We start from the raw sequence: 12,865 nt of genomic DNA on the forward strand, positions 1-12,865 counted from the left end.
AGAATAATGAGCACAGAGAGTTACTCGTTCCCACACCGCAGAGGCTGTCGCGAAAGTCTTTTTAATCTGTCTTTTGCGACAACCTCTCCAGCCTGGGAACGAGACAATTTTTAATTGGGGTTCTTTTCCGTTTTCATTGACTCCTCATAACTTGGAGGTGGTTCATCAAAAGTCTGTGTACCCGGAGGGCTTAACCAATACTCTAAAGAACCATACGCAGGAGGAGCTGACGGCATTGAAAAATAGCCATCTCCCTCAGGATCAGCAGGAGGAGATGATGGTGTTGGGAAATAGCCATATTCTCTCTCAGGATCAGCAGGAGGGGCTGACGGTATTGGAGAATAGCCACAAGCTCCCTCAGGCTCAGCAGGATCATCATGAGGCGGTGCAGGCATATCGTCACAAATTTTTCCTTCAGGCTGCTGTATATTAAGACCGCCTTCTTTCTTTAAAAAATCAACAATCACTGTTTTATTAAGCTCCTCTGCCTGGTCCAGAGGGGTGCATTTGCCATGGCCATTGATAGGCTGCCCTCTATGCAAGAGAAGAAGGATTATCCTACAGGCTGCCTGCTCATCCATCCATCTTGATTGAACTGCAGCATTAATAAGTGCATCGATACCGCTTTTCTGAACAGGTTTGTAATATTTTTTTTTCTTTTCGTTGAGCTTTGGGTCAGTCAGATATTTCACAATATCAAAGTGTCCATGAGAAACCGCTGACCAGATAGGAGCCTCGAAAGATTTTATGCAAACTTTTATTCCTTGACCAACAAAATAATTGAGAACTTCAAGGAATCCGTGCCTGGATGCCATTTGCATCGCTGTAGCAGAGTCTAAACTTAATTTCTTACATAGTGATTTGATGCCTGATTCCTTTTTGGTTTCAATTGCGTTTTGCAATTCAATTAAACAGTCAAACTCTTTTTTCTCACTCACGGACAATAAGCCATATCTCTTAAGGTTACTTCTATTCCTCAAAAGTCTGGCTATGCGTAATTTATTTAACTCCACTGCCCTATTGAGAGGAGTAACCACATCACAACCATCAGGATCTTCTCCCTTACTCAGAAGAAACTCGATCATTCTGCAGGCTGTATCCTCATCCATATTTGATGATAGAACTGCATCGTGGATAAGTCCCTCATTTTCAGTTCCTTCACCAAAGATGAAGAAAGACTTGTCTTTGTCTTTGAGTCCGAGATCAATCAGATATGCCACGATTTCTAATTGTCCATAAGAAACGGCTTTCCAAATATGGGAGGAGGAGCCAACTTTATCAATTTCTTCTCCTTTGTTGATAAAATACTTAAGTACATCAAGGTAGCCATACATGATTGCCATATTCACCCAGTAAGAACTACGATATTCTTTCAACAGTTCTTCTATTATTTTTTGTTTTCTTTTTGGTTCAACACCCCAAAACCCTGTATTCAAATTGACAGCCTCATGAAAACGTTGCAGATTCTTAACTTCTCTGGTGCTTTGTCTTAAAATAAATTCATCATGTAAATCGCTGGGTACCCGAATATGAGGAACATGATGATGATTATTTTCCTCTGGGTTCATGTCGAGGCTATGTTTACTGATACGTTTACCGAAACGTTTACTGTTACGTTCAACGTAACGTTTACTGATACGTTCACCGTAAAGTTCACCGTAACGTTTATCGTACCGTTCACTGTAACGTTCACCGATACTAAGATTATTGACGTATTCTGTAATCTGTATTTTCCGGTATCCTGCGCTTCTGCATTCATTTCGCTCGGAACTGCCGGGGGGATTTGGGCATTCTTTAAAATCAGTGCAGCAACATAGGATGCTAAAAGGTCGACTTGTAGTTTCCATTAAAATTCCTTATCACATTATTAATTAAGGACATCCCTTAACACACTGTTATAAAAGCTTCCCCTTTAGAGTAAAATTTCAGAATTTAGTTCCCATACTGACAACAACTAATCAATCCAGTAATTTTTGGTATTTACCAATAGCACCTTCTCAGGGTAGACATTAAGTCCCAACCACCCCGAAAAGGCTTAATCTTGTACGCCCTGAACAACCACCCCGTGCAGGGTGCTCTCGTTTCGCATTTTTCATAAGAAAATTAAAAAAGCATCTTAATAATTGAGTGACCTTAATTATAAAGCCAACCGCAAAAAGCCAGGCATTAGCATTACTAACCGACTGGTTAGTTATTTGTGGAAAACAAAATGGTTAAATTGCAACGTTTTTTAACAATGACCCCGTTGGTAAAGCTCTATTGAGTTCGTAGCAAAACTTGCACGAGCCATTTTAATACAAATAATTAACACAAGGATTGTCCAATGACTTGCATAGCCGCATCTGAATTTGCGATACCCCTAACTGTGGATTTGACCGATCCGCATGGTAACGATAAACCTGTTACAAAAAGTTCCGAAAACCAGGGGCAACCAATCCACCACAGGGCCATATCGCCGATCAATCATCCTGAGCCCCGGGAGCCCGAGAACCTCAGGTTATTGATGGAACCTCTGCCCGGGCAAACAACTGCATTTCACCAGATGCAGCCGCTTATAGCTGATGAGATTACCATTGATAATCCGGAATTTAAGCGGCCACCCGGAAAAATAAAAAAGCTGGCCCTGGCGATTAAAATCTTTTCTAAAAGCTTTAAAACAATGTCTTGTTTCAATAATCCAGAGACTGACAGGAGTGCACGGGTAGAAAAAATACGTAACCGGGTTTTCACCGGAACCGCTGCAGTGTTAGACATACTGACCGGGGCAATCATCTTAAAAGGGTTTATAGACTTTATGGGTTCTTGTCGTCAACGTGGAGAGTCAGACACTATACTCCTGGATTTTCTTGTTGCGGCTATCGCCATAACCGTAATGTTTGGGACTTTTGGTATTGGCTGGCTGCTCTCTCAGGGAATCTCTCGCCTGGTGACCTCAACCGTGGCAGCGTCGGTGGATACCCGTGAAAAATTAGCCGAGATGACCGGCTTTACATCACCAGAAGAGAGATTTTTAAACAAATATCAAAGAACGCAGGAGTCTCTCACCGTATTGAAAACCAAGCTTATTGATGCTGAGCTGTCCAGTACTTTAAGACATTGTCAATCCAGTGAAGCAGAGCGTGAAGCCAGAGAGCAGGCCAAACTTGATACTCAAGCTTTGAATCCAGGCGCTGCCAAGGATAAATGGTATGATTCTTTACAGCGTTATTACCTGAGAGAGTGGGCTGAGTTCTATCAGTTCAGTAGTGAGGAACTAAAGGAGGAAATCCGTAAAACCGAAGATTGGCTTAACAGGGCAGCAAAACAGAAAGAACGGCTCTGTAATGAACAGGAACTACAAAAACTGAATGCTGTGGTTGCTGACGAAAACCCGGCTCACCGGGCTCCTATGTAATTCGAAGGTAATGGGCAGCGTGTACGGTTGTAGACGTTAGCCTTTTAAAAATCGCTGTGAAGACCGCTTCTCTGGACAGGATGGGCATAGCACCTTTCAGAAGAACCTTAAACATTTCATTCTACAGCCAGGGGTTAGCTATGCTTACCAGCTGGTTAGTGCTTTATTGAATAAAAAATCATTTAATATTTTCAATTGATGAGAAACAGACGGAAATGTTTTATCAATTCCCTGCCAGAATTTGCAGGCGATCTCTAAATACCAGCAATTAAGACAAGGAGTGTCCCATGATTAACACAACTGGTCCGGCGACATTATCGGCATCTGCGAACCCCTCAACTCAAGCAAAAAAAGCGACAGAGCAGCCAAGGGACGATAAAGCTGTCGAGTCCAACAGCCATACAAGGCCAGATCAGTCACTCTCTCACAGGGCAGTCTCTTTAACCGAGCAATCACCAGGACTCAAAGCATCCGAAAAACTTAAGCTAACGGCAACTTCGTCACCAAAACAAACAGCCATTGACCAGATGCATTCACCATTTAAGGCTGATATTACCATTAATGATCCGGAGTTCAGGCAACCACCCGGCAAAATAAAAAAGCTTGCCCTGGCGATTAAAATCTTTTCGAAAAGCTTTAAAACAATGTCTGATTTCAATAATCCAGAGACTGATCGGAGTGCCCGGGTGGAAACCATACGTAGTCGGGTTTTCACCGTGTCCACTAAATTGTTGGACATACTAACCGGGGCAATAATCCTGAAAGGGTTTATAGATTATTTAGGTTCCCATGAGAGTCTTAGATCTTCAGTCAATTTTCTCGGACTGATTATTATTGATCTTATCGCCACAATCGTAATTTTTGGGGCTTTTGGTATTGGCTGGCTGCTCTCCCAGGGAATTTCTCGCCTGTTGACGTCAACCGTGGCAGCATCGGTGGATACCCGTGAAAAATTAGCCGAAATGACCGCCTTTACGTCACCAGAAGAGAGGTTTTTAAAAAAATATCAACGAATGGAGGAGTCTCTGTGCGTACTGCAAACCAAGCTTATTGATGCAAAGCTGGCCAGAACGTTAAGAAATTGTGACAGAGGAAACGCAGAGATTAAGGCCGAAGAGCGTGCCAGAAAGGAGATTGCAAAGTTGAATCCTGGCGCTAAAAAAGAGACATGGTTTGAATCTAAACAGCGCGAACACCTGAGAGATTGGTATGAGTTTTACGCGTTCAAAATTGAGGAACTGGAGCAAGAAATCAGTAAAACCAAAGATTGGCTTGGCCGGGCCGCAAAACAGAAAGCACTGCTCGCTAATGAACAGCGGGAACTGGAAGAACTGTATGATGACGTTGCTCCACCGATTGTCGGCAAATTGAAGCTGGAACCGCTTAAATTGATTCGTGTTTAATTCCCGGTTAAGTCCTGGGCGAGCAGCTTCTTTCCTGCCCTTTGAACTTCTGGCAACACATATTTTTCCCTACCCAAAACGAGAAACCCCGGCCTAAGCCGGGGTTTCTATGGGGTTTGGGAATACATTTTCGTTAGAAAATGTATTACTCCATGATTTTGGCAACAACGCCAGCACCAACAGTACGGCCACCTTCACGGATCGCGAAGCGCAGACCTTCTTCCATCGCTACCGGGTTGATCAGGGTAGCAACGAAGTTGATGTTGTCACCAGGCATGACCATTTCAACGCCTTCGTTCAGTTCTACAGCACCGGTTACGTCAGTAGTACGGAAGTAGAACTGTGGACGGTAGCCCTTGAAGAATGGCGTGTGACGACCGCCTTCTTCTTTGGACAGGATGTACACTTCAGCTTCGAACTTGGTGTGCGGAGTAACGGTTCCTGGCTTAATCAGACACTGACCACGCTCAACGTCTTCACGCTTGGTACCACGCAGCAGGGCACCGATGTTCTCGCCTGCACGACCTTCGTCCAGCAGCTTACGGAACATTTCAACACCAGTAACGGTAGTCTTGGTCGTCTCTTTGATACCAATGATTTCTACTTCGTTACCAACGTTGATGATACCACGCTCAACACGGCCAGTTACTACGGTACCACGGCCAGCAATGGAGAATACGTCTTCGATCGGCATCAGGAATGGCTGATCGATCGCACGCTCTGGCTCTGGGATGTACTCGTCCAGAGTTTCTACCAGCTTACGTACAGCAGAAGTACCCATTTCGTTGGTGTCTTCGCCGTTCAGGGCCATCAGGGCAGAACCGATGATGATTGGCGTGTCGTCACCCGGGAAGTCGTAGGTGTCCAGAAGTTCACGAACTTCCATCTCGACCAGTTCCAGCAGCTCTTCGTCGTCAACCATGTCGGCTTTGTTCAGGAATACCACGATGTAGGGTACACCTACCTGACGAGACAGCAGGATGTGCTCACGAGTCTGTGGCATGGGGCCATCAGCAGCGGAACATACCAGAATAGCGCCGTCCATCTGGGCAGCACCGGTGATCATGTTCTTAACATAGTCAGCGTGTCCTGGGCAGTCTACGTGCGCGTAGTGACGGTTTGGAGAGTCGTACTCTACGTGTGCAGTAGAGATGGTGATACCACGCTCACGCTCTTCTGGAGCGTTGTCGATCTGGTCGAATGCACGCATGGTGCCGCCCCAGATTTCAGCACATACACGAGTCAGCGCTGCAGTCAGAGTGGTTTTACCGTGGTCAACGTGACCGATGGTGCCGACGTTTACGTGCGGCTTCGAGCGTTCAAATTTTTCCTTAGCCATGTCTCTTAACCTTTAGCTATAGATAGTTCGAGGGTAGCAATATCAAGCAGGGCATTCTAACAGCCATTGTCACCGGAAAGAATTTCTCATGTTAAAAAAACATAAAAAAAACGGTTATTCCCGGGAAGCCGACGGTCAGAACCCCTTAGTTAATATCAACCCTGGTTTTTGATGACCGCTTCAGCAATGCTGGCGGGCGCTTCGGCATACTCATGGAATTCCATGGAGTATGTTGCACGCCCCTGAGTTGCTGAACGCAGATCGGTAGCGTAGCCGAACATTTCACCCAGCGGCACCTGAGCATTAATCACCTTGCCAGAAGGTGTATCTTCCATCCCCTGAACAATACCGCGACGACGGTTCAGGTCGCCCATAACGTCACCCATGTAGTCTTCTGGTGTTACCACCTCGACCTTCATCATAGGCTCCATCAGGACAGGCTTGGCCTGAGGCGCGTATTTCTTCAGAGCCTGCGAAGCAGCGATTTTAAACGCCATTTCGTTAGAGTCAACATCGTGGAATGAACCATCGTACAGACGAGCTTTCAGACCCAGCAGCGGGTAGCCGGCGATAACGCCGTTCTTCATCTGTTCTTCGATACCTTTCTGGATAGCCGGGATGTATTCCTTCGGAATCACACCACCCACGATTTCGTTGATGAATTCCAGACCTTCTTCACCGTCGGAAGCAGGCGAGAACTCAACAACAACGTGACCGTACTGACCGCGACCACCAGACTGCTTGGCAAACTTGTGGTTAGCGTCAACAGAGCCTTTCAGCTTCTCACGGTAGGCAACCTGTGGCTTACCAATGTTCGCTTCTACCTTGAACTCGCGACGCATACGGTCAACGATGATGTCCAGGTGCAGCTCACCCATACCGGAGATAATGGTCTGGCCACTCTCTTCGTCAGTGTGTACGCGGAAAGATGGATCTTCCTGAGCCAGTTTGCCCAGAGCGATACCCATTTTTTCCTGGTCAGCCTTGGTCTTTGGCTCAACCGCAACAGAGATTACCGGCTCCGGAAACTCCATGCGCTCCAGAGTGATAATGCTGTCCATGGCACACAGAGTGTCACCGGTGGTGACATCTTTCATGCCGATCAGCGCTACAATGTCACCAGCGACGCACTCTTTCAGCTCTTCACGGTTGTTAGCGTGCATCTGTACCATTCGGCCAACACGCTCTTTCTTGTGCTTAACCGGGTTGTATACCGTGTCACCAGAGTTCAGAACGCCGGAGTAGTTACGAACGAAGGTCAGAGTACCCACGAACGGGTCGGTGGCAATCTTGAACGCCAGAGCGGAAAAAGGCGCGTTGTCATCCGCTTCACGGGTAGCAACCGTACCTTCTGCGTCGTCCAGGATACCTTCGATTGCCTTCACTTCTTTTGGCGAAGGCATCAGCTCGATAACGGCGTCCAGAACAGCCTGTACACCCTTGTTCTTGAAGGCAGAGCCGCCAAACACCGGGATGATTTCATTGGCCAGAGTACGGGCACGGATACCGGCCTTGATCTCTTCTTCTGACAGATCACCCTCTTCCAGGTATTTTTCCATCAGTTCTTCAGTGGCTTCAGCAGCAGCTTCGACCATGTACTCACGCATTTCTGCGCACAGCGCTTCCATGTCGGCAGGAATGTCTTCGTAAGTGAAGCTCATACCCTGGTCTTCTTCGCTCCAGATGATGGATTTCATCTTAACGAGGTCAACCACGCCCTTGAACTCGTCTTCGGCACCGATGGTCATCTGCATGGGTACAGCGTTGGCATTCAGACGGTCACGCAGCTGGCTGATCACCATTTCGAAATCAGCACCGGTGCGGTCCATCTTGTTGACGAAGACCATACGGGGAACTTCGTACTTGTCTGCCTGACGCCAGACGGTTTCAGTCTGAGGCTGAACACCGGAAGAACCACACAGTACGACGACAGCACCGTCGAGTACACGCAGGGAACGCTCTACCTCGATGGTAAAGTCAACGTGTCCCGGGGTGTCGATGATGTTGATACGGTGCTCGTCAAACTGAGCATCCATACCACGCCAGAAACAGGTAGTAGCAGCAGAGGTAATGGTGATACCACGCTCCTGCTCCTGCTCCATCCAGTCCATGGTGGCAGCACCATCATGAACTTCACCAATTTTATGGCTCAGACCGGTGTAAAACAAAACACGTTCTGTGGTCGTTGTCTTACCCGCGTCAACATGGGCACAGATACCAATGTTGCGATAGCGGTTGATCGGGGTTTTACGGGCCACGACTCAATCCTCTGATACTTAGAAACGGTAGTGGGAGAATGCCTTGTTGGCTTCAGCCATACGATGCACGTCTTCACGCTTCTTAACGGCAGCACCCTTGCTTTCGGCAGCGTCCAGCAGCTCTCCAGCCAGGCGGAGTTTCATGGACTTTTCACCACGCTTGCGCGCAGCGTCTACCAGCCAGCGCATGGCCAGGGCAGTACGACGGGCAGGGCGAACTTCAACGGGTACCTGGTAAGTGGCACCACCAACACGGCGAGACTTAACCTCTACCATAGGAGCGATGGTTTCCAGAGCTTTTTCGAACAGCTCCAGAGGCTCCTTATTGGTACGCTCCAGAACGATGTCCAGGGCACCATATACGATCTTTTCAGCGACAGATTTCTTACCGCTGACCATCACGTGGTTGATGAATTTAGTGAGTGTTTTGTTGCCAAACTTAGGATCTGGCAGCACGTCGCGCTTAGCGACTACGCGTCTTCTTGGCATTGATAAGCCCTCTACGTCGGTCTTCAGGTAATCCAGGATCAATCAATGACTTTTTCGATACAAAAAAGCAGTGACCTGGCCTTACTCTCATCAACCTGATATTAAAAAAATTTTTACCCGGCTTGACACTAGTCTCTTGCAACTAGTTTCTAGCCCTTAGGTCTCTTGGTACCGTACTTGGAACGGCCCTTCTTACGGTCGTTAACACCCTGGGTATCCAGGCTACCGCGAACGGTGTGGTAACGAACACCTGGCAAGTCCTTTACACGACCGCCACGGATCAGAACAACACTGTGCTCTTGCAGGTTGTGACCTTCACCACCGATGTAGGAAGTCACTTCAAAGCCGTTGGTCAAACGCACACGACATACTTTACGCAGCGCAGAGTTAGGCTTTTTAGGGGTAGTAGTATAAACACGGGTACAAACCCCGCGACGCTGAGGACAGGCCTGCAGCGCAGGCACGTCCGTCTTTCTAACCTTACGCTTCCGGGGCTTGCGCACCAGCTGGTTAATTGTTGCCATTCAGCAAACTCCAATCTCTATTCGAGAACCGTTTCTAAGTGTTGAGTCTGAACCGTCAGAGGAAAGAGCAGTCCAGACTCCTGCTTTAAACAGCAAAAGCCGGCAGAAACCGGCTTATACGACCCGGTCCACGACTAACTCACAAGAAGCGAACCACGGGCAAAATAAAGCGCAGAAATTCTACGGATCGACAAAAGCAACGTCAAGTAGGGGATTCAGCCATATAAAGCGAGAAATATCCCATACTCTGGCACAGAAGCGTGTTTAACAGGGGATTCTTACTGTTTTAAGGAGGGCTAACCAAAGACAGGGAAGATAATTTACGGGCAAAAAAGTTAACGCAGGAAAGCCAGAAAAAACAGATAACCTAATGATTTATATATTCTTTAATAAATACCCCTTATCCGGCAATCACTTCCCCGAACAAGTGATAAGCGCTGCCAGAGCATTACCAGATATGCTAAAGTCGCCACCCCACACACCTTCAAAGTTTAAAACTCAATGAAACGCGAACTGGCAATCGAATTTTCACGGGTCACCGAAGCCGCCGCCCTGGCAGGTTATAAATGGCTGGGACGAGGCGATAAAAATGCCGCTGACGGTGCTGCCGTCGAAGCCATGCGCACCATGCTGAATAAAGTCGATATGCACGGTGAGATTGTGATCGGTGAAGGAGAAATCGACGAAGCACCCATGCTGTATATTGGTGAAAAAGTCGGCACCGGCAATGGTGAAAGCATTGATATTGCTGTCGACCCGATTGAAGGCACACGCATGACGGCCATGGGCCAGAATAACGCCATCGCCGTTCTGGCTGCCGGTGAAAAAGGCTCCTTTTTGAAAGCGCCGGACATGTATATGGAGAAGCTGGTCTGTGGACCGGGCGCCAAAGGCGTGATCGACCTGAATCTGGGGCTGCGTGAGAATATCCGTAATGTCGCCCGCGCCCTGCACAAACCCGTCGAGAGTCTGGTGGTCATCACCCTCGCCAAACCACGCCATGATGCCGCCATTGCCATGATGCAGAGCATGGGTGTTCGCGTATTTGCCATTCCTGATGGTGATGTTGCGGCTTCTATCCTTACCTGCATGCCCGACAGCGAAGTTGACCTGATGTACTGCGTGGGCGGAGCACCGGAAGGCGTGGTTTCAGCGGCCGTTATCCGGGCACTGGGTGGTGATATGCACGGCCGTCTAGTAACCCGTGACAAAGCCAAGGGGGAAACGCCGGAAAACATTGAAGCAGGCCGACTGGAAGGGGAACGCTGTCGGGAAATGGGAGTAGAGCCGGGCAAAGTACTGCACCTGGATGATATGGCCAGTTCCGATAACGTCGTCTTTTCAGCCACCGGCATTACCAAGGGTGATTTGCTCCAGGGCATTATGCGCACCGGCAATATCGCCACTACCGAAACCCTGGTGGTTCGCGGTAAATCCCGAACCATCCGCCGCATCCAGTCCACACACTATCTGGATCGCAAGGATGATGATATCAAGAACATCATTCTTTAATCCACCAGGAGGATGTCTGGGAATAGCTCCCGTCTGGTAAACCATTTCAATGGGTTTGAGGCGTACAATCTCCGTTCACCCTGAGCGGAGTCGAAGGGTGCTTGGCACGATCTAAGTTTCCGCCCTTCGACAGGCTCAGGACGAACGGAGTGCGAAGGCACCACAACCTGTCAAACTAATTGAAACCATGTACAAGAGCAATCGGGATAGTGCAGAGTCTCACAACTCTGCTCCTCCCACAACACCGGCCATACGGATCACGTAGCACGGCGTTTCAAATCTACTCTGTATTCATCTTGCCGCCAATTCTGGCAGCCCGAGGTTCTTGAAATATCTATTCGGCAATGCTTGAGTTAGTGCCGACTACCACTCAACCGCATAGGTCCATGAGCTGATTTTGCCGTATTCCACGCAAGGAAACGACTTACTCCCAGAAGCCTCAACATTCGGTAGCCTTTGCTGCCCCATTGCTTCAGGATATAACACCGTAATCGTCGTCGAATCCATTTGTCCAAATCTCGCAGAGGACTCAGTATTTCGGCAATGTCGAAATACGCTTTGACCACCACGGACGATGGGAAGCCTGGTTTTGCAGGAGCAAAAACCAGCCCAACCAAGCAGGGATTTTCTAAGCTCTGCAATAATCCGGATGATTGAATGGCCTCTCGTTCGACGGCTCAGTTGTTTAACGGTCGTTTTCAGTGTGGTCAACGCTTTATCACTGACTTTTACTTTTAACACCCGTCGACTGAACGTAAATCCAAGGAATCTGCGCTCCCAAGGTCGGCCTGCTGCGCTTTCCTGGGTATTCACTGTGAGTCGCAGTGATTCTCCAAGATAACGTTGCAGGCTTTTCATCACGCGCTCACCCACTGTTTTGCTTCTGACGAAAATTACGCTGTCATCGGCATAACGAGCAAACCGAAGGTTCCGCTTTTCCAGTTCCCAGTCCAGATTATTCAGCACTATGTTTGAAAGAACAGGCAACAAAGGGCCACCTTGTGGTACACCTTTCACACTGGCTTGCTTTGTTCCATTAATGCAAACACCCGTTTTCAGATAACGGTTGATTAACCGAAGCAGAGTGGCATCCTTATGGTGAGCTTTGAGTTGTGTCATCAATAAATCATGATTGACATTATCAAAGAATGCCTCAAGGTCGCCGCCCACCACCCAGCTGTTTCCGTCTCGTATGACTGATTGTGCGTGACGTATGGCTCGATGTGCATTCCGGTGAGGGCGAAAACCGTAACTGTTGTTATGGAATTTGCTGTCCCACTCTTCCTGCATAATATGGGCAACAGCCTGCTGTATCAGTCGGTCAAGTACGGTAGGAATACCCAGCTTGCGTTTGCGGCCATCCGGTTTTGGGATTTCCACCCGCAGCACGGGCCTGGATTGGCAGGCTCCTTCTGCCAGTTACTGCCGAATCTTTGGCCAGTGTTGTTTCAGGAAGTCTGGAAGTTCATCAACGGTCATGCCATCAATACCTGTGGCTCGTTTATTACGTTGAACCTGTTTCAGTGCACGTACCAGATTATTCCTGTCCAGTACCCGCACCATCAAAGATGAACAAAAGATGCTTTTTTACAGTGAAGAGCGGTTTAATCGGGTCTCCCGTTTCCGGTTCACCCTCTGTTTTATCCCGAGACAACGACAGTTGTTTAACAGATGCCATCCGAAATCACTTCCCCGATGATTACTTTCCAAGATTTGTTCTGGCCTTCAGTGGCCGGAGACCACCTACTATGCCGTCTGCTGATAGGGCTATGGATAGCCCGTATGCCGAAAATGCAGGAGCAATTTTCGGTCTTCTGCACTGCGATCACAGCGGATTGCTCCGTTGTGGGTATTCCGGAGGCATTCGGCCACCCATTCCGGTAACATCCGGCCACTGATTCCGGAAACATTCGGCCACCTATTCCGGTAACATCCGGCCACCCTTT

General features: G+C 48.1%; 9 protein-coding genes and 1 pseudogene. 3 read left to right on the forward strand and 7 right to left on the reverse strand.

From position 1 onward, the window contains the following. Positions 1–110 precede the first annotated feature (110 nt). Positions 111–1,847, reverse strand: a complete 1,737-nt coding sequence (locus ACO6V1_RS19375) for a hypothetical protein (protein ID WP_422447578.1) — start codon at positions 1,845–1,847, stop codon at positions 111–113. 695 nt (positions 1,848–2,542) lie between these two features. On the opposite strand from ACO6V1_RS19375, the gene ACO6V1_RS19380 reads away from it, so the two are divergent. Both ACO6V1_RS19380 and ACO6V1_RS19385 read left to right on the forward strand, forming a co-directional pair. Beyond that, positions 2,543–3,394: a hypothetical protein gene (locus ACO6V1_RS19380; protein WP_422447580.1), complete on the forward strand. Its 852-nt coding sequence runs from the start codon at positions 2,543–2,545 to the stop codon at positions 3,392–3,394. Between the two features lie 287 nt (positions 3,395–3,681). Next, positions 3,682–4,797, forward strand: coding sequence for a hypothetical protein (locus ACO6V1_RS19385; RefSeq protein WP_422447582.1), 1,116 nt, complete (start codon positions 3,682–3,684; stop codon positions 4,795–4,797). 145 nt (positions 4,798–4,942) lie between these two features. On the opposite strand, the gene tuf is transcribed toward ACO6V1_RS19385, so the two are convergent. The 4 genes from tuf to rpsL form a co-directional block, all read right to left on the reverse strand. Beyond that, positions 4,943–6,136 carry an elongation factor Tu gene (gene tuf, locus ACO6V1_RS19390; protein ID WP_257294232.1) on the reverse strand — a complete coding sequence of 398 codons (1,194 nt, stop codon included), beginning with the start codon at positions 6,134–6,136 and terminating at the stop codon, positions 4,943–4,945. Positions 6,137–6,291: 155 nt separating this feature from the next. Continuing rightward, complete coding sequence (fusA, locus tag ACO6V1_RS19395; protein ID WP_422447584.1) at positions 6,292–8,394, reverse strand: elongation factor G; 2,103 nt, start codon at positions 8,392–8,394, stop codon at positions 6,292–6,294. An 18-nt stretch (positions 8,395–8,412) separates the two neighbouring features. Beyond that, on the reverse strand, positions 8,413–8,883 hold the full coding sequence (gene rpsG, locus ACO6V1_RS19400; RefSeq protein ID WP_101748087.1) for a 30S ribosomal protein S7: 471 nt from the start codon (positions 8,881–8,883) through the stop codon (positions 8,413–8,415). Between the two features lie 149 nt (positions 8,884–9,032). After that, a complete protein-coding gene (gene rpsL / locus ACO6V1_RS19405) occupies positions 9,033–9,407 on the reverse strand; it encodes a 30S ribosomal protein S12 (protein WP_101748082.1) in 375 nt (124 codons plus the stop codon). 501 nt (positions 9,408–9,908) lie between these two features. On the opposite strand from rpsL, the gene glpX reads away from it, so the two are divergent. Then, positions 9,909–10,919, forward strand: coding sequence for a class II fructose-bisphosphatase (gene glpX / locus ACO6V1_RS19410; RefSeq protein WP_422468095.1), 1,011 nt, complete (start codon positions 9,909–9,911; stop codon positions 10,917–10,919). A gap of 353 nt (positions 10,920–11,272) precedes the next feature. On the opposite strand, the gene ACO6V1_RS19415 is transcribed toward glpX, so the two are convergent. Both ACO6V1_RS19415 and ACO6V1_RS19420 read right to left on the reverse strand, forming a co-directional pair. Further along, positions 11,273–11,488: a group II intron maturase-specific domain-containing protein gene (locus ACO6V1_RS19415; protein ID WP_422447939.1), complete on the reverse strand. Its 216-nt coding sequence runs from the start codon at positions 11,486–11,488 to the stop codon at positions 11,273–11,275. A gap of 193 nt (positions 11,489–11,681) precedes the next feature. After that, positions 11,682–12,308: pseudogene (locus ACO6V1_RS19420) on the reverse strand (reverse transcriptase domain-containing protein); the annotation flags it as partial. Between the last annotated feature and the right edge of the window lie 557 nt (positions 12,309–12,865).

It is taken from the genome of Endozoicomonas sp. ALC013, assembly GCF_049310205.1.
GTDB lineage: Bacteria > Pseudomonadota > Gammaproteobacteria > Pseudomonadales > Endozoicomonadaceae > Endozoicomonas.